17 protein-coding genes are annotated in these 17,627 nt (G+C 73.3%); 7 read left to right on the plus strand and 10 right to left on the minus strand.

The genetic code is table 11. From position 1 onward, the window contains the following. The first annotated feature begins 3 nt into the window (after window positions 1-3). From O7542_RS21145 to O7542_RS21155, 3 genes are all read left to right on the plus strand, one after another. A complete protein-coding gene (locus O7542_RS21145) occupies window positions 4-516 on the plus strand; it encodes an Lrp/AsnC family transcriptional regulator (RefSeq protein WP_030501361.1) in 513 nt (170 codons plus the stop codon). Window positions 517-664: 148 nt separating this feature from the next. Then, window positions 665-2,011, plus strand: a complete 1,347-nt coding sequence (locus tag O7542_RS21150; protein ID WP_064447710.1) for an aspartate aminotransferase family protein — start codon at window positions 665-667, stop codon at window positions 2,009-2,011. Between the two features lie 5 nt (window positions 2,012-2,016). After that, the gene (locus tag O7542_RS21155) at window positions 2,017-3,396 is read left to right on the plus strand and encodes an FAD-binding oxidoreductase (protein ID WP_281606493.1); all 1,380 of its coding nucleotides are present in this window, start codon (window positions 2,017-2,019) and stop codon (window positions 3,394-3,396) included. Window positions 3,397-3,496: 100 nt separating this feature from the next. On the opposite strand, the gene O7542_RS21160 is transcribed toward O7542_RS21155, so the two are convergent. Next, a complete protein-coding gene (locus O7542_RS21160) occupies window positions 3,497-3,871 on the minus strand; it encodes a DUF3499 domain-containing protein (protein ID WP_043326466.1) in 375 nt (124 codons plus the stop codon). A gap of 153 nt (window positions 3,872-4,024) precedes the next feature. Here O7542_RS21160 and O7542_RS21165 point away from each other — a divergent pair, with 153 nt between their 5' ends. Further along, on the plus strand, window positions 4,025-4,474 hold the full coding sequence (locus O7542_RS21165) for a metallopeptidase family protein (protein ID WP_018787548.1): 450 nt from the start codon (window positions 4,025-4,027) through the stop codon (window positions 4,472-4,474). A gap of 82 nt (window positions 4,475-4,556) precedes the next feature. Here the strand turns inward: O7542_RS21165 and O7542_RS21170 are convergent, their stop codons facing one another. From O7542_RS21170 to O7542_RS21195, 6 genes are all read right to left on the minus strand, one after another. Beyond that, window positions 4,557-4,817, minus strand: coding sequence for a WhiB family transcriptional regulator (locus O7542_RS21170; RefSeq protein ID WP_013284161.1), 261 nt, complete (start codon window positions 4,815-4,817; stop codon window positions 4,557-4,559). A 460-nt stretch (window positions 4,818-5,277) separates the two neighbouring features. After that, window positions 5,278-5,616 carry a hypothetical protein gene (locus O7542_RS21175; RefSeq protein WP_043326469.1) on the minus strand — a complete coding sequence of 113 codons (339 nt, stop codon included), beginning with the start codon at window positions 5,614-5,616 and terminating at the stop codon, window positions 5,278-5,280. 12 nt (window positions 5,617-5,628) lie between these two features. Then, window positions 5,629-7,026 carry a DUF4331 domain-containing protein gene (locus O7542_RS21180; RefSeq protein WP_043326471.1) on the minus strand — a complete coding sequence of 466 codons (1,398 nt, stop codon included), beginning with the start codon at window positions 7,024-7,026 and terminating at the stop codon, window positions 5,629-5,631. Window positions 7,027-7,099: 73 nt separating this feature from the next. Beyond that, the gene (locus O7542_RS21185; RefSeq protein WP_030501355.1) at window positions 7,100-7,396 is read right to left on the minus strand and encodes a hypothetical protein; all 297 of its coding nucleotides are present in this window, start codon (window positions 7,394-7,396) and stop codon (window positions 7,100-7,102) included. 153 nt (window positions 7,397-7,549) lie between these two features. Further along, window positions 7,550-10,075 (minus strand): bifunctional FO biosynthesis protein CofGH, encoded by a 2,526-nt coding sequence (locus O7542_RS21190; RefSeq protein WP_281605137.1) that lies wholly within the window; start codon window positions 10,073-10,075, stop codon window positions 7,550-7,552. 159 nt (window positions 10,076-10,234) lie between these two features. Beyond that, window positions 10,235-11,185 carry a hypothetical protein gene (locus O7542_RS21195; protein ID WP_281605138.1) on the minus strand — a complete coding sequence of 317 codons (951 nt, stop codon included), beginning with the start codon at window positions 11,183-11,185 and terminating at the stop codon, window positions 10,235-10,237. Window positions 11,186-11,283: 98 nt separating this feature from the next. Between O7542_RS21195 and cofD the strand changes: the two genes are divergently transcribed. Then, window positions 11,284-12,231, plus strand: a complete 948-nt coding sequence (gene cofD, locus O7542_RS21200; RefSeq protein ID WP_281605139.1) for a 2-phospho-L-lactate transferase — start codon at window positions 11,284-11,286, stop codon at window positions 12,229-12,231. Beyond that, entirely contained in the window at window positions 12,228-13,313 is a 1,086-nt protein-coding gene (locus O7542_RS21205) for a coenzyme F420-0:L-glutamate ligase (RefSeq protein WP_064447704.1), read from the plus strand. Before cofD ends, O7542_RS21205 begins: the two co-directional genes overlap by 4 nt. A 16-nt stretch (window positions 13,314-13,329) precedes the next feature. On the opposite strand, the gene O7542_RS21210 is transcribed toward O7542_RS21205, so the two are convergent. Further along, entirely contained in the window at window positions 13,330-14,319 is a 990-nt protein-coding gene (locus O7542_RS21210; RefSeq protein ID WP_043326482.1) for a winged helix-turn-helix domain-containing protein, read from the minus strand. Between the two features lie 298 nt (window positions 14,320-14,617). Here O7542_RS21210 and O7542_RS21215 point away from each other — a divergent pair, with 298 nt between their 5' ends. Then, window positions 14,618-15,193, plus strand: a complete 576-nt coding sequence (locus O7542_RS21215; protein WP_064447703.1) for an NUDIX domain-containing protein — start codon at window positions 14,618-14,620, stop codon at window positions 15,191-15,193. Window positions 15,194-15,221: 28 nt separating this feature from the next. On the opposite strand, the gene O7542_RS21220 is transcribed toward O7542_RS21215, so the two are convergent. Both O7542_RS21220 and O7542_RS21225 read right to left on the minus strand, forming a co-directional pair. Beyond that, window positions 15,222-16,313 carry a sugar phosphate nucleotidyltransferase gene (locus tag O7542_RS21220; RefSeq protein WP_043330633.1) on the minus strand — a complete coding sequence of 364 codons (1,092 nt, stop codon included), beginning with the start codon at window positions 16,311-16,313 and terminating at the stop codon, window positions 15,222-15,224. A 65-nt stretch (window positions 16,314-16,378) separates the two neighbouring features. Beyond that, entirely contained in the window at window positions 16,379-17,524 is a 1,146-nt protein-coding gene (locus O7542_RS21225; RefSeq protein ID WP_030501347.1) for a glycosyltransferase family 1 protein, read from the minus strand. Window positions 17,525-17,627: the final 103 nt, after the last annotated feature.

Here is a 17,627-nt window from a genome sequence, read left to right on the forward strand (position 1 = left end):
TCGATGGTCAACCGGCACCAGGAGAACGCCAACGGCGGCCGTCGGGTCACCGTGCGTGAAGGCGCCAATCACGTTCTGCTCGACGACGTGGCGAAGCAGATCATCGAGCAGCTCCAGGAGGACGGGCGCCGCCCGTACGCGAGCATCGGCAAGGCGGTGGGCCTCTCCGAGGCGGCGGTACGCCAGCGGGTGCAGCGGCTGCTCGACGCGGGCGTCATGCAGATCGTCGCGGTCACCGATCCGCTCCAGCTCGGCTTCCCCCGCCAGGCCATGATCGGGCTGCGCACCGACGGTGACCTGGAGTCGGTGGCCGACCGGCTGGCCGAGTTCGAGGAGATCGACTACGTGGTGATCACCGCCGGCTCGTTCGACCTGCTGGCCGAGGTGGTCTGCCGCAACGACGCGCACCTGCTGGAGATCCTGCAGAAGCTGCGCGGTGTGCCCGGAGTGCTCTCCACCGAGGCGTTCGTCTACCTGAAGCTGCGCAAGCAGACCTACAGCTGGGGCACCGCCTGATGCGGATTCCGTTGACAGCGCAGTGATATGGCGCTGAATCCGTCGCGGTGAAGCTTCTTCGCTTGCCTTATCGGCACCGCCTGTGGGATAACCGTGGGCAGAGCGGCCGGTGTCACCCCTGACCGGCCCGAGACCCGATGGGGCTGACATGGCCAACGCCACCGACCACCTGTGGATGCACTTCACCCGCATGGCGAGCTACCCCGCCGGCGAGGTTCCGACAATCGTCCGGGGCGAGGGCGCGTACGTCTGGGACGCGCAGGGCCGCCGCTACCTGGACGGGCTGGCCGGGCTGTTCGTCGTCAACGCCGGCCACGGCCGCGCCGAGCTGGCCGAGGCCGCCGCCAAGCAGGCCGGCGAGCTGGCCTACTTCCCACTCTGGTCGTACGCCCACCCGAAGGCCGTCGAGCTGGCCGAGAAGATCGCCACGCTCACGCCCGGCGACCTGAACCGGGTCTTCTTCACCACCGGCGGCTCCGAGGCCGTCGAGGCGGCGTGGAAGCTGGCCCGGGCCTACTTCAAGCGCACCGGCAAGCCCACCAAGCACAAGGTGGTCAGCCGCTACATCGCCTACCACGGCACCTCAATGGGCGCGCTGTCGATCACCGGCCTGCCCGGCATCAAGACCGACTTCGAGCCGCTGGTGCCCGGGGGCATCAAGGTGCCGAACACCAACTTCTACCGCGCCCCCGAACACGGCGACGACCCCGAGGCGTTCGGCCGCTGGGCCGCCGAGGAGATCGGCCGCGCGATCGAGCGGGAGGGGCCGGAGACGGTCGCCGCCGTCTTCCTGGAGCCGGTGCAGAACTCCGGCGGCTGCTTCCCGCCGCCGCCCGGCTACTTCGAGCGGGTACGCGAGATCTGCGACGCGTACGACGTGCTGCTGGTCAGCGACGAGGTGATCTGCTCCTGGGGCCGGCTCGGCGAGTACTTCGGCGCGGTGCGGTACGGCTACCAGCCGGACATCATCACCACCGCCAAGGGCATCACCTCCGGCTACGCCCCGCTCGGCGCGATGATCGCCAGCGAGCGGCTGATGGAGCCGTTCCTCACCGAGACCGGCATGTTCGCGCACGGCGTGACGTTCGGCGGCCACCCGGTCTCCTGCGCGGTCGCGCTGGCCAACCTGGAGGTGTTCGCCCGGGAGGACCTGATCGGGCACGTCCGGGCCAACGAGGGCGCGTTCCGGTCCACCCTGGAGAAGCTGCACGACCTGCCGATCGTCGGCGACGTCCGCGGTGACGGCTACTTCTACGGCATCGAGCTGGTCAAGGACAAGGCCACGCGGGAGACGTTCGACGAGGCCGAGTCGGAGCGGCTGCTGCGCGGCTTCCTGTCCACCGCGCTGTTCGACGCCGGGCTCTACTGCCGGGCCGACGACCGTGGCGACCCGGTGGTGCAGCTCGCCCCACCGCTGATCGCCGACCAGCAGCACTTCGACGAGATCGAGCAGATCCTGCGCGCGGTGCTGACCGAGGCGTGGTCCCGGCTCTGACGCCGATGACCGGTTACCGGCACCTCTCGTACTGGCTGTCCAGCCTGGACGAGCCGCTGACACCGCGACCCGGGTTGCCCGGCGACACGGACGCCGACGTGGCGATCGTGGGCGCCGGGTACACCGGGCTGTGGACGGCGTACTACCTGGCCGAGGCCGACCCCACGTTGCGCGTCGTCGTGCTGGAGCGGGAGATCGCCGGGTACGGCGCATCCGGGCGCAACGGCGGCTGGTGCTCGGCGCTGTTCCCCACCTCGCTGCCGGCGCTGGCCCGACGCCACGGCCGGGACCGCGCGCTCGCCCTGCAACGGGCCATGCACGACACGGTCGGCGAGGTGGGGCGGGTCGCCGCCGCCGAGGGCATCGACTGCGACTGGCAGGCCGGCGGCACGGTGACGCTGGCCCGCAGCGAGGTCCAGCTCGCCCGGGCCCGCGCCGAGGTCGACCAGGCCCACGCGCACGGGCTCACCGACGACGACCTGACGCTGCTGGACGCCGCCGAGGCCGCCGCGCGGTGCGACGCCGAGGGGGTACGCGGCGGCACGTACACCCCGCACTGCGCCGCCGTGCACCCGGCGAAGCTGGTCCGGGGCCTGGCGCGGGCGGTGGAGCGCCGGGGCGTACGCATCCACGAGCGCACCCCGGTGACCGCGCTGCGGCCGGGCGCGGCGGTGACACCGGCGGGCGTGGTCCGGACGCCGGTGGTGGTCCGCGCGACCGAGGGCTACACGCCCGGGCTGCCCGGCCAGCGGCGCACAGTGGCGCCCGTCTACTCGCTGATGGTGGCCACCCCGCCGCTGCCCGACGAGACGTGGGCGCGGATCGGGCTGGCGGAGCGGGAGACGTTCTCCGACTACCGGCACGTCATCGTGTACGGCCAGCGCACCGCCGACGGCCGGCTCGCGTTCGGCGGGCGGGGCGCGCCCTACCACTACGCCTCCCGGGTGCGGCCGGGCTTCGACCGGGAGCCGCGGGTGTTCGCGGCGCTGCGCCGGACGCTCGGGGAACTGTTCCCGGTGCTCGGGCCGGACGTGCCGGTGACGCACGCCTGGGGCGGGCCGCTCGGCGTGGCCCGGGACTGGGCCGCGTCGGTGGGGCTGGACCGCCGCACCGGGCTCGCCTGGGCCGGCGGGTACGTCGGTGACGGAGTGGGCACGAGCAACCTCGCCGGTCGTACGCTGGCCGACCTGATCCGCGGCGTGGAGACCGACCTCACGGCACTTCCCTGGGTGGGCCACCGCTCCCCGCGTTGGGAACCGGAGCCGCTGCGCTGGCTGGCGATGAACGCCGGCCTGAGGATCATGTCCTCAGCCGACCACACCGAGCACCGCACGTCCCGCACGTCCCGCCGAGCCGATCTCTTCAACCGCTTCCTGGGCCACTGACCCCGGGTTCCCAATCCGTTGATCAAGGAGTTTGTGTCTTCCGGACACGGTTTCCTTGACACAAACTCCTTGATCAACGCGCGGAGGCCGGCGGAGGGGGTCAGTGGTGGGGTGGGATGACCCGGAGGTGACCCCGGCGGCCCTGCTGGTGGGGGGCCTGGGGCTTGGTGGTGGGTTCGTCCTCCGGAGGGCGCGGCGGGGCCGGGCGGGCGGCCTCACGGACCGCCTCGGCCAGCGCCACCAGGTCGTCGGTGGTGGGCGGCGGCGGCTCGAACTCACCCTCGTGCCGCACCACGTCCCAGCCGCGCGGGGCGGTCAGGCTGCGGGCGTGCGGCTCACACAGGTCGTACGTGTGCGGTTCGGCGAACGCGGCGAGCGGGCCCACCACCGCCGTCGACTCGTTGTAGACATAGGTCAATGTGGCGACCGCTTGCCGGGGGCAGCCGTTACGGGAGCAGCGCCGTGGTGACCTCACGGCGGCAGGGTATCCCCATTACCGGGTCCGGCGCACCGCTTCGCGTTACGACACGCCCGTCATGGTGATCACAATTCCTCCGATCGGCTCCCCGGCGCGCCGGACAGCCGCGCGGCGACGGGTGGACCGCCACCCCGGGCTACCCTGTCCGTCATGACGAGCCCGCAGAACCGCCGCCCCGGCTCCGGCCGGCGCACCCACCGTGACCGGCACGGTCGCGGGCTGCGCGGGCGGCTGGTGCCGGCCACCGTCCCGCTGGCCCGGACGAAGGCCGAGGTCTTCGACGACCTGGTGCTCGACACGGTGGAGACGCTCGAACGCCGGTTCGCCAAGGAACTGGCCGGGGTGGAGTTCGCGGTCGAGGACGTCCCGCCGGATCTGAACGTCTACGACTCGGACGTGCTGGAGGACGGCGAGGTGCCGCTCGCCCGGCTGCTGCCCGGGCGGCCCGGCCGCCAGGAGGTGCCGCCCCGGATCGTGCTCTACCGGCGGCCGCTGGAGTTCCGCGCGATGGACCGCGAGGATCTCGCCGACCTGGTGCACGACGTGATCATCGAGCAGGTGGCGAATCTGCTCGGGGTGGACCCGGACGAGCTGGCCTGACGCCGCCACCCGGCCGGCCCCCGCCGGCCGGACAGCGACCCGGGCCCGGGCGGCCCCCACCGCCCGTCGGCCCGTACGTGGATCAGGCAGCGACCCGCCGCTTGAGCTTGCGCCGCTCCCGCTCGGAGAGGCCACCCCAGATTCCGAACCGCTCGTCGTGGCCGAGCGCGTACTCCAGGCATTCCGTCTTCACTTCGCACCGCGAGCAGATGCGCTTCGCCTCGCGGGTCGAGCCGCCCTTCTCGGGAAAGAACGCCTCCGGGTCGGTCTGCGAGCAGAGCGCCCGCTCCTGCCACTCCGGCGCGTTCCCGAGCAGGTCGGCCACCTCGAGCTGGCCGTCCATCGATTGCCTCCTTGTCGCGCACCGGCGTCATTCGCCGCTGCAACCCCCCACGCGAAAGGCGTGCCTGTCCGTACGGTCACCATTTGTTGCGTTCCGTGCGAACAACCCCATTCAAATTACACGCGTGTAATGCGTGCGCCGTCAAGCCAAACTTGATAATGGAGTCGCCCTCCCGACACGTCCGGGACGACCGCCGCGGTCGCCCGTAGCCTCGCAACCTGCCCTATCGATTCAGACCCCGGACGAGTAACGCCCTCCCCGGCGAGTTGCCGGAAGTTTTCTGCCGTGGCGCACCGCCGGCGGGCCGGCCGGACGCCCCCGCCGGCCGCTCGTACCAAGATCAGAATTGGTGGGCCAAAGGGTAACGCGCTCGTTGCGGTACCGCCCGCCGAGCCGTCCAACGCCGACTGCGCCCCGTCCACCATGTGGACAGGGCGCAGGCGTCGGCGCGGTCGCCGGTTCAGTCCACCCGGGCGGGTGAGCTGGTCGGCCAGACGAATTCGGCGATACACCCACCGGTAACAGAGATCGCGCCGGCCGATGTGTTCTCGTCCCACCAGACGGTATAGACACCCGCCTCCAGGTCCGGGTAGACGGCACTGTGGAAGACCCCGTCCAGGACGTGCCGCTCGCGTACCGCGGAGTGGGTCCGCGGGCTGTCGAGGTCCGCCCGGCTGATCTCGATTTCCCGGCCGTGCAGGTCCCGGCCGGTGTGGATGATCAGCGCGCCGCGGTCGCCGCCGAGGTCGAGCACGACGCTGCCGACCTCCGACGGGCCGAGATCGTGATGGTGTGACATCCGCGTCTCCCGTCAGGACTTCTTCGCCTGCGGGTTGCCGAACCCGTCGTACGGTGTGCCGAGGAACGGGAAGTCGGCCAGGAACGGCGCGGTGACGTCGGCCGCGCTCAGACCCGGCGTGACCGCCGCGGCGGCGGCGTCCGGGCGGAACGTCTTGTCGACAAGTGGCACGGTCAGTCCCGCGATGGCACGCAGCGCGATCGTCACCACGTCGTCGGCGACGCGACGGCCGTTCGGGTAACCGGCCAGGTCGCCGCCGAGCACGCCGAACCGGTCCGGTGTGCGGCTGGGCCGGATCGCCGTGTTCAGCCGCAGCATGTCCGCCTGGACGTCGCCGGTGGTGTTGGCGAAGCCGTCGATCAGTCCGGCCGGGATTCCGGTGAGCAGGATCGCCACCAGGTCGGCGCGCGGCTTCTTGGACTTGTTCAGCGCGTCCAGATTTCCGAACACGCCCGGGTACAGCGCCGGCAGCAGCGCGGCCAGCTCGGGCCGCTCGACGAACCCGGCGAAGCGCTTGTCCTCCGACGGCGGCAGCGTGTTCCACACGTCCTTCCTGGACATCGGCACGATGACCTCGTTGAACAACGGGTTGCCGAGCCGCGACACCTGGGTGAACGGGCCGGCCGCGGTGTCCGCGGAGACCCGGTCGCCGAGCACCCGGACCTGCTGGCGGGACGCGCTGGTCCACACCCCGATGGTCGAGGCGCGGTCGGCCACGCCGTAGCGGGCGGCCTTGCGGCGCACCTGGCTCAGCGGCACCTGCACGGCGAGGCTGTGCACGTTCAGCCGGTCCAGCGCGTTCACCGGCTCACCCTCGGCCTGGAACAGCTTCTTGCCGGCGACGTGCAACTGCTGGAACGGCCGCAGCGTGCCCAGGTCGAACACCGCGCCCAGGTCGACGAAGAAGCCGTCGGCCCGCTGTCCGGCGAAGACCTTCTCGCCGGTGGACAGCTTGAACGTCGCCTGGCGTACCAGGTTCTGGTACTTCGGGGTGGACAGCGGCCCGACGTTGCAGGGCGGGCAGGGCAGCTTGTGCGCCAGCACCCGCGCGCGGCCGTCGGCGATCCGGGTCAGCCGGTAGAACTGCCGCCGGTTCCAGTTCTTGCTCTCCAGCGACTCGATCGGCCCGGTGTTGTAGAGAAAGCTGTTCTGGTTCGTGATCTCCGTGGTGAATTCGAAACGATAGGTGACGTCCGGATTACCGTCGCCGTCGTTGTCGATGTGAATCTCGTACCGGACGTCGTCGCCGAACTCGAAGAAGTTCGGGCCGCCGGAGGGAAGTTGCAGCGGCACGTAGTTGGCGATCAACGTGACCGTGTCCGGCTGGCTCGGCGTGACGAACGCGTACAGGTCGGAACTGTCGGCGACCGGATCCTTGGCGATCTCCGGGGCCTCGCGGTGAGAGGACATGGCGGACGCACCTTCGTCGGGGGAACGGAAGACGGAACCGGCGCCGGGAGCCCACGCCGGTGGAGGGGTGGGATCAGCGCCGGCCGGCGGCGCGCACCAGGCGGTCGGCCAGACCGCGGTCGCGGATCTCGACCCTTGTCGTACCGACGAAGACGTCGATCGCGCCGGTGGCGGCGTCGCGGAGGTGAGCCACGATCGGCTCGTCGCGCCGGCTCGCCGTGGGGGAGTTCTGCGCGGCGGACAGGCCCGGCACGGTGAGGGCGGCGGCGCCCAGCGTCGCGCTCGCCGCGGCGGTGAGCGTCTGCCTGCGGGTCAACCGCGGCCAGGTCCGCCGTTTCTTCGGCGCGTCGGTGGTCTCGTCAGTGCTCATCGGCAACCTTTCCGGACCGGCGCCGCAGCGCCGCAACGGGCCCGGGACGCCCGGACACCGCCGGGCCCCGGTTCTGGGGTCACCGGCGGCGGTCCTCGCCGAAACCGCCGCCGGCATCCACAGGTACGGCAGGCGACGGGGAAAGGTTCGACCTCAGGCGCCGGCGTGACCGTACGCGGTCGTCCGCTTGCGGAACGGGCGGCCCGCGGCGGTGGCGATGGCCCGCAACTGCTCCTCGGTACGGGCCGAGCCGTTGCCCGAGCCGGCCATCCGGGAGATGGTCTCCTCCATCAGCGTGCCGCCGAGGTCGTTGCAGCCGCCACGCAGCATCGCCACCGTGCCCTCGTCGCCGAGCTTCACCCAGGAGCACTGGATGTTGCCGATCCGCCCGTGCAGCAGCAGCCGGGCCATCGCGTGCACCGCCCGGTTCTCCCGCCACGTCGGACCCGGGCGGGCGATGCCGGCCAGGTAGATCGGCGCGTTCGTGTGCACGAACGGCAGCGCCACGAACTCGGTGAAGCCGCCGGTACGGTCCTGCACCCCGGCCAGCACCCGGAAGTGGGCCAGCCACTGGCCCGGGTGGTCGACGTGGCCGTACATCATCGTGGAGCTGGACCGGATGCCCAGCTCGTGCGCCGTGCTCACCACCTCGACCCAGGCGGCGGCCGGCAGCTTGCCCTTGGTGAGCACCCAGCGCACGTCGTCGTCGAGGATCTCCGCGGCGGTGCCCGGGATGGTGTCCAGCCCGGCCTCGCGGAGCTGGAGCAGCCACTCCCGCACCGGCACGCCGGCCTTCGCGGCGGCGGTGACGATCTCCATCGGGGAGAACGCGTGCACGTGCATGCCCGGCACCCGCGCCTTGATCGCCCGGACGATGTCGGCGTAGCCGGTGACCGGCATCTTCGGGTCGATGCCGCCCTGCAGGCACACCTCGGTCGCGCCGGCCGTCCACGCCTCCTCGGCCCGGTCGGCGACCTGTTCCAGGGACAGCCGGAACGCGTCGGCGTCGCTCTCCCGCTGGGCGAACGCGCAGAACCGGCACCCCACGTAGCAGACGTTCGTGAAGTTGATGTTCCGGTTCACCACGTACGTCACGTCGTCACCCACCGCGTCCCGGCGCGCGTCGTCGGCGAGCCGGCACAACTCGTCCAGCGCCGGGCCGTCCGCGCCGAACAGCGCCAGCGCCTTCGCCTCGTGCGCCGGCGTCAACAGCGCGGCCGGGTCGTCCGCGGCCAGCCGCAGGCCCGCGCGCAGGTCGGCGTCCGCGCCACCGGCAAGGGGTACGCCCGCGCGCGCCTGCGGCGCCACCTTGCCGGCCACCTCGGCCCAGTCGCCGTACACGCTGTCGAAGTCGCCCCGCCGGTCCTCGGTGCGGCCGGTGACGTCGATGGTGGCGTGCAGGTCGGTCCGGCCGCCGTAGGTCTCCTCCGGCTCCTGCCAGGGCTGCCCCACCGGGCGGGCCTCCTCGACGGCGAGCCCGGTGGCCGGGTCGGCGAGCGCCGTGACGTGCGGCAGCAGGCGCGGGTCCAGCCACGGGCCGCCCGCGCGGACGTACTCCGGGTAGACGGTCAGCCGCTCGCGCAGCGTGAACCCGGCACTCGCGGTACGCGCCGCCAGCTCCTCCAGGTGCGGCCAGGGGCGCTCCGGGTTGACGTGGTCGGGCGTGACCGGGGAGACGCCGCCCCAGTCGTCGATGCCGGCGCGCAGCAGCAGGTCGTACTCGCCCGCGATCAGGTTCGGCGGAGCCTGGATGCGGGCCTTCGGGCCGAGCAGCACCCGGGCCACCGCCACGGTGGCGGCCAGGTCGTGCAGCTCCGCGTCCGGCATGCCGCGCATCGCCGTGTCCGGCTTGGCGCGGAAGTTCTGCACGATCACCTCCTGGAGGTGGCCGTACTCCCGCATCGCGCGGCGGATCGCGAAGATCGCGTCGACCCGCTCGACCCGGTTCTCGCCGATGCCGATCAGGATGCCGGTGGTGAACGGCACCCCGACCCGGCCGGCGTCGTCGAGCACCCGCAGGCGGACCGCCGGCTCCTTGTCCGGTGAGCCGAAGTGCGGGCCGCCCGGCTCGGACCACAGCCGGGTGGCGGTGGTCTCCAGCATCATGCCCATGCTCGGCGCGACCGGCTTGAGCCGCTGCAGCTCCGACCAGGAGAGCACGCCCGGGTTGAGGTGGGGCAGCAGGCCGGTCTCCTCCAGCACCGCCACCGCGCAGGCGCGCAGGTAGTCCAGCGTCGAGTCGTACCCCCGCTCGTCCAGCCACCGGCGGGCCGCCGGCCACCGCTCCTCCGGCCGGTCGCCGAGCGTGAACAGCGCTTCCTTGCAGCCCTGCGCGGCGCCCTCGCGGGCGATCGCCAGCACCTCGTCGCGCTCCAGGTAGGCGGCGGGCAGCCGGTGCGGCACGGTCGCGAACGTGCAGTAGTGGCAGCGGTCCCGGCAGAGCCGGGTCAGCGGGATGAAGACCTTCTTCGAGTACGTGACCACGCCCGGCCGCCCGGCGTCGCGCAGCCCGGCGTCGCGGATCTCACCGGCGATCCGGAGCAGTTCGTCGAGCATCTGCCCGCGCGCGGCGAGCAGCGCGCCGGCCTCGTCGGCGTCGAGCGCCCGGCCGGTGGCGGCCCGTCCCAGCGCCCGCCGGACGCTCGCCTCGGTCGGTTCGGGGTCGCTGCGATCAACCATCCGCCCAGCCTATGTGCTGCCGGGCGACAGGCCGCCCGCGCCCGCTCGCGGTCCGGGCAACGGGACGGCCCGCGTGGCCCGCCTCACAGCGGGACCGGCGCGGGCCGTCGGGAGCGTGCCGTCGGGCGGGCGACGGCGCTCCGTCGCCCGCCGCGCGGCTCAGCGGGGCTGGTTCGGGTCCTCGCGGTCGAACCGCTGGGTGCGCTCGTCGTCGGCGGCGGGCGTCGACGCGCCCGGCTCGGGGGACTGGCGCGGGATCGCCTGCGTCGGGTCGGCCGACGGCGGCTGGCCGAACGGCGGCGCGGACTGCGGCGAGCCGTACTGCGGCGCCTGCTGCGGACCGGCGAACGGCGAGCCGGCCTGCGGGGCCGACTGCGGGTCGGCGAACGGCGGGCCGGACTGCGGGGCGTGCGGCGGCGCGGTGTTGAACGGCGGCGCCGACTGCGGCTGGCCGTACTGGCCGGGCTGCTGCGGCCAGCCGGGCGGCGGCGAGCCGGCCTGCGGGTAGCCCGGGCCGGGCTGCTGCGGGTAGCCACCCGGACCGGGGTAGCCGCCGGGCTGCCCCGGCTGCTGCGGCCAGCCGGGCTGGGCCTGGCCGTACACGCCCGGCTGCGCCTTGGGCTTCGGCACGTAGTAGAGCGTGCGCCAGATCTTGAACACCACGAACGCGGCGACCGCGAAGAGCGCCAGCCAGGCAGCGCGGGTCAGCAGACCGAGGAACGCATCGAGCACCTCACCGTCGGCGAGCCGGCCGACCAGCCAGATCAGGAACGTCAGCGCGCCGAACACGGCGGACACGGCGTACTCGACCAGCGCCACCTGCGTGATCAGCTTGGCCTTCGGCACGACCGGGCGGATCACGGTGGCGATCAGGACGGCGAGCAACGGCAGGACCGTCGCCTCCAGGCCGACGAAGCTGAAGTACGTGCTTCCCGCCCGGCCGCTGAACGTGCTGTAGTCGTCGACCGGCACCAGCAGGCGCAGCAGGCCGACGAAGAGCAGCACGGCGTTGGCGCCGAGAAGGACGAGCGCGGCCAGTTCGCGCAACGGCTTGATCAACTGGCTGGCCTGCGCGGCGTCGCCGGACGCGGGCTCGGCGGGGCTGGTCACGGACTCCCCCAGGGGACGAAAGCGGACAGTTGCCGAAGTGAGCGTAGTCTCTCCGGCCACCGAGCGATCGACGGCGGCACGTGCGGAAGGATGGACGCATGCGCATCGTGGTTCTGACCGGCGGCATCGGGGGCGCCCGTTTCCTGCTCGGCGTGCGGGCGTACGCCCGCGAGATGGGCGCCGAGGTGACCGCCGTGGTGAACGTCGGCGACGATCTGCTGCTGCACGGGCTGAAGGTCTGCCCCGACCTGGACAGCGTGCTCTACACGCTCGGCGGCGGCGCCGACCCGGAACGCGGCTGGGGCCGGGTCGGCGAGACCTGGACGGTGAAGAACGAGCTGGCCGCGTACGGCGCGGAGCCGAGCTGGTTCGGTCTGGGCGACAAGGACATCGCCACCCACCTGGTCCGCACCACGATGCTCAACGCCGGCTATCCGCTGTCCCAGGTCACCGAGGCGCTGGCGGCGCGCTGGCAACCGGGCGTACGGCTGCTGCCGGCCACCGACGAGCGCCTGGAGACCCATGCCGTCGTCACCGACGAGCAGGGGCGGCGCGCGATCCACTTCCAGGAGTGGTGGGTGCGGTACCGCGCCGACGTACCCACCGACCGGTTCGTCTTCGTGGGCGCCGAAGCGGCGAAGCCCGCGCCCGGCGTGGTGGAGGCGATCGCCGCCGCGGACGTGGTGCTGATCGCGCCCAGCAACCCGGTCGTCAGCATCGCCCCGGTGCTGGCCGTGCCCGGCCTGCGCGACGCGGTGACCGGCGGGCCGGCCCCGGTGATCGGGGTGTCACCGATCATCGGCGGCGCGCCGGTACGCGGCATGGCCGACCGCTGCCTCGCCGTGCTCGGCGTGGAGTGCAGCGCGGCCGGGGTGGCCGGCCTCTACGGCGCCCGGTCCACCGGCGGGCTGCTCGACGGCTGGCTGGTGGCGCCGGAGGACGAGGGCACGGCGGTGCCGGACGTGGTGGTCCGCGCGGCGCCGCTGCGGATGACCGACGAGGCGGCGACCGCCGCGATGGTGCGCGCCGCGATGGAGCTGATGTGAGGCTGGAGATTCTGCCGGTGCAGGGCATCGGCGACGTGACCGAGGGCGACGACCTGGCGGCGCTGATCGCCGGCGCGGCGCCGTGGCTGCGTGACGGCGACGTGCTGGTGGTCACCAGCAAGATCGTGTCGAAGGCGGAGGGCCGACTGGTCGACGTGCCCGCCGACGGCCCGGAACGGCTCGAGGCGCGGGACCGGATCCTGGACGGCGAGACCGCCCGGGTGGTGGCGACGCGGGGCGCCACCCGGATCGTGCAGACCCACCACGGGTTCGTGATGGCCTCCGCCGGCATCGACGCGTCGAACGTGGACAAGACCCGCCTGGTGCTGTTGCCGGCCGACCCGGACGCCTCCGCGCGGGCGTTGCGTGCCGCGCTGCGCGACCGGTACGGCCTCGACGTCGCCGTGATCGTCAGCGACACCATGGGCCGCCCGTGGCGCAACGGGCTCACCGACGTGGCGCTCGGGGTGGCGGGCATGCCGGCGATCCGCGACCACCGGGGCGAGGTCGACCCGTACGGCAACGAACTGTTCGTCACCCAGATGGCGGTGGTCGACGAACTGGCCGGCGCCGGCGAGCTGATCAAGGGCAAGTGCGACCAGGTGCCGGTCGCGGTGGTCCGGGGTTATCTCGGCACCCCCCGGGACGACGACGAGGGCGCCCGGGCGCTCGTCCGCGACGCCTCGATGGACCTGTTCTCGCTCGGTACCGCCGAGGCGCGCGCCGCCGGCCTGCGGGCGGCGGCGACGCTGCCGGACCGGGCCGGGCCGGAGCCCGCCGACGCGGACGCGGTGCGGCGGGCGATCGGCTCGGTGGCCGACGTGGTAGCGCCGGGCACGACCTTCACGCACGTCACCGACGACGAGGTACGCGCCGGGCTCGCCGCCACCGTGCCCGGCTGGCCCGCCTCGGCCACCGGCCTGCTGCTCGGCGCGGCGCCGACCCCGCTCGACCCGGCGGACCTGGTCCGGTTCGGCGCGGACGTGCAACGCCTGCGCGCCGCGCTGGCCGCCGAGGGAATCGGTTCCGTCCTGCTCCCGCCCCCGGCCGGCAGCGCCGCCAGCGCCACGCTGGCGCTCTGAGACGGCCCGGCGGAGGTCAGGCGTCGAGGACGGCTCGGCCCAGCGGCGTCAGCGTGTGCAGGACGGTGTTGCGCTCGCGCTGGCTGACCAGCAGCCCGGCGTTGCGCAGCACTGTGGTGTGCTGGCTGGCCGCGGCGGCGGAGATGTGCAGCCGGCGGGCCATCTCGCCGGTCGTGCAGCCCTCGTCGGCGGCATGCAGCACCCGCGACCGGGTGCGGCCGATCAGGGCCGCGAGCGCCTCGCCCTGGGGTGACCCGGCGGCGCCGGACGCCGGTGTCAGGCCGGCCAGCCGGTCCACCGGGTAGACGAGCACCGGCGGCAGGGTCGGGTCGACGAGCGCCACCGGGGTACGCGAGCAGAAGAACGACGGGACGAGCAGCAGCCCGCGCCCGTCCAGGTGCAGTTCCCGGGTGTCCGGATAGTCGAGCACCTCCAGCACGCCGGAGTTCCACCGCATGTTCGGCCGCAGGCTGGCCAGCAGCCCTTCGGCGCCGCCGTCGAGCATGGCGCGGGCACGCCGGGCCCGGTCCGCCTCGACCGCTGCCTGCACCCGGGCCCAGTACGGCGTGACGGCCAGCGACTGGTATCGCGCCATGGAGTCGGTGAGGTGGTGCAGTGTCTCCGGCTCACCCCGGGCGAGCGCCGTCGCCGAGGGCGGCAACGTGGTCTCCTCGGCGAGCCGGGTCAGGTCGCGGCGCAGCATGTCCGTAGGGGTGCCGCGGACCGCGTCCAGCCCCACCTCGAAGCCCTCCCGGCTGGCGAACGGGGTGAGGAAGTCGGGGAAGTAGCCGCGCGGCGGGTTGAGCGCGAGGAGCAGGCGGTACTGCTCGGCGTCGCTGTCGGTGCGCAGCCCGTGCGCCACGGTCCGCCGCCATGTGGTCATCATCGGGTCGCGGCTGCGCCCCTGGAGCAGGTGCAGGCTGAGAACCAGCTCCCAGAGCGGGTCCGCGCGCGGGGCGACCCGGGTCCGCAGGACGTCTTCGCCCGAGAAAACGATCTTCAACATGGAGTGCTCCCGTGCGGACGGCGGGGGTGCCCGCCACGGCTCGACTTTACCCGCCGGCAGTAATCTCCATCTTTAAGCCTGAGGTGAAAGACCTCGACGGTGAGGTGACCGGTTCGGCAAACTCTTCCTTGCCCGCCGACGCCGGGGCGCAGTCTCGACCCGGTCGCCGGCTGACGGGCGTGGCCGGGCGGCACCACGAGGGTCTGCGACATCGTCGCAGGGGTGCCGCCCGGCTTTCGCTCGTCCGCCGGTGGGTCGCCGCGCCGGCGTACCGTGGTGGCGCTCGTAGAGTGTCCGGGTGCCCGACACCGATCTCACCACGTACGCCGACCTGCACGCCGACGCCGTCGCGGCGCTGAGCCGCTGGACGGCGACCAGCCCGGCCGCCGGCGCCGCCCGGGACCGGACGCTGGCGCTGCTGGCCGACGGGCCGGCGGCGATGAGCCGGACACACCGGGCGGGGCACGTCACCGCCAGCGCGCTCGTGCTCGACCCGGACGGCCGGGTGCTGCTCTGCCTGCACGGCAAGATCCGCAGGTGGGTGCAGCTCGGCGGGCACTGCGAGCCGGGCGACCGGACGCTGGTGGCGGCCGCGCTGCGCGAGGCCACCGAGGAGTCCGGCATCGCCGGTCTGACGATCGAGCCGGAACCGATCGACGTGGACATCCACCAGGTCGCCTGCCAGGGCGGGTCGTTCCACTACGACGTCCGGTACGCGGTGCTGGCCCCGGCCGGGGCGGTCGAGCAGGTGAGCGCGGAGTCCGAGGCGCTCGGCTGGTTCCCGCCGGACCGGCTGCCCGAGCCGCTCGCCCACGCGACGGCCCAGCTGGTGCCACCGGCGCTCGCCGTGCTGGCCCGTCGCGCCGCCCGCTGACCGGAAGCGGGCGGCCGCACCGGCCGGATCAGACCAGGCCCTCCTCGCCGCGTTCCTTCAGCTCGTCCACGACCTTCTTCACGTCCTGCGCGCGGTCACGCGGGCAGACCAGCAGCGCGTCCGGGGTGTCCACCACGATCAGGTCGTGCACCCCCACGGTGGCGACGAGCCGGCCGGAGTGCGACACCACGACCGTGCCGGTGGTGTCGTGCAGCAGCACGCCCGGCTTGGCGTCGCCGCCCAGCACCACGTTGCCGGCGCCGTCGGCCGGCAGCACCTCGCCGAGCGTGTGGAAGTCACCGACGTCGTTCCAGCCGAAGTCACCCGGCACGGTGCCCACCCGGCCCGCCGTCGCCGCGCCCTCCATGACCGCGTAGTCGACCGAGATCCGGGGCAGCGTCGGCCAGACCCGGCCCAGCACGTCGTCCTGCTCCGGGGTGCCCCACGCCGCCGCGATGGCGGTGATCCCGGCGTGCAGCTCGGGCTCCTGGCGGGCCAGCTCGGCGAGGAAGACGTCCACCCGCCAGACGAACATGCTGGCGTTCCAGAGGTGCCGGCCGGAGTTGACGTAGACCTCGGCCACCTCGGCGGCCGGCTTCTCCTTGAACTCGCGTACCGGGCGCAGCGTGCCGTCCCCCACCGGGTCGCCGGTCTCCAGGTAGCCGTAGCCGGTCTCCGGGCGGGTCGGGGTGATGCCCACCGTCATCAGCAGCCCCTGCTCCGCGCCGCGGATGGCCTGCCGTACCACCTCCGCCAGCCGGGCCGGGTCGCCGATCAGGTGATCGGCGGCGAACGAGCCCATCACCGCGTCCGGCGTACGCGCGGCGATCACCGCGGCGGCCAGCGCGATCGCCGCGCAGGAGTCGCGGGGCGACGGCTCGACCAGGATGTTCTCCTCCGGCACGCCGGCCAGCTGCCGGGCCACCGCCGCGGCGTGCGCGGCCCCGGTGACCACGAGCGTGCGCTCCGGTGTGGTCAACGGCGACAACCGGTCGACAGTGGCCTGCAGGAGCGAGGCCGGCGTGCCGGTCAGCGGGTGGAGGAATTTGGGATGGCCGGCACGGGACAGCGGCCACAACCGTGTGCCACTGCCACCCGCCGGGATGACGGCGTAGAACATCAGCACATCATGCCCGAAGCGGGCGAGTCGTCACGGTCGGTCGGCCGGGGCCGTCCCGCCGGCCCTCAGGACCGGGCCCGTCGCCAGGCCGCGATGTGCACGTCCGCGCTGGACTCCCAGGTGAACTCCTTGGCCCGGTCGAACCCGGCCTTTGCCAGCGAGAGCCGCCGCGGCTCGTCGTCCAGCAGAGCGGCCAGGTCGGCGGCGATCTGGTCCGGGTCCTCGCTGGTGTACGCCACCGCGTCGCCGCCCACCTCGGGCAGGGACAGGCGCGGCGTGGTGAGCACCGGGGCCGCGCACGCCATCGCCTCCAGGATCGGCAGGCCGAAGCCCTCGCCGTAGGAGGGGTAGGCGGCCACGAGCGCGCCACCGAGGAAGCCGGGCAGATCGGCGTAACGCAGGTAGCCCGGGCGCAGCAGCCGCAGGTGCGACGGCACCTCGGCCACCGCGCGGTCGATGTCGTCGTCGTGCCCCTGACCGCCCGCGACCACGAGCGCCGGCGGGTTCGGCCGGTCGGCCACCGCCCGCGCCCAGCCGCGGATCAGGTTGGGTACGTTCTTGCGCGGCTCCTTGGCCCCGAGGAACGCGACGTAGCTGCTGTCGCCCAGACCCAGGCGAGCCCGCACACGCGCCTTCTCCTCGTCGCCGGGCGCGTGGAAGGCGTCCTGGTCGACGCCGTGATAGGCGACGTCGATCCGGGTCGGGTCGGCGTCCAGCAGCCGGATCAGCTCGTCCCGGGTGGCCTTGCTCGGCACGATCACCCGGCCGGCCCGCCGCAGCGAGGTCTTGATGGCGCTGCGGAAGAATGTCCGGCGCGACTTGTCGTAGTGCTCCGGCTCGGTGAAGAACGTCGCGTCGTGCACGGTGACCGTCACCGGGCATCCGGCCCGCAGCGGACAGGTGTAGAAGGGCGAGTGCAGCACCTCCGCGCCCACCTGCTGGGCCAGCAGCGGCAGGCCGGTCTGCTCCCAGGCCAGCCGCGCCGGCCGGTGCGCCACCGCCGCCGGGGCGGGGATCACCTCGGCGCCGGGCAGCATCCGGGTGTAGCGCTCCAGGTCGGTGCGGAGGCTCACCACCGCCAGGTCGACGCCGGTGCCGCAGACCCGGCCCAGCGCGCCGAGCAGTCCGTCGACGTATCTACCGACGCCGCCACGGTCGGCGGGGACACTCGTGGCGTCGATGAGAACGCGGGGCGGGCGACCGGCGGTCACGGGGCGGCTCCTCAGATGGCGCAGTTGTGGGGAAGAACACTGTCGGCAAGCGTACGCCGCGCCGGGCGCACAACGCTGACCGCGACCCGACGGTACGCCGACT

Source organism: Micromonospora sp. WMMC264, assembly GCF_027497275.1.
In the GTDB taxonomy this organism is placed as follows: Bacteria; Actinomycetota; Actinomycetes; order Mycobacteriales; family Micromonosporaceae; genus Micromonospora; species Micromonospora chalcea.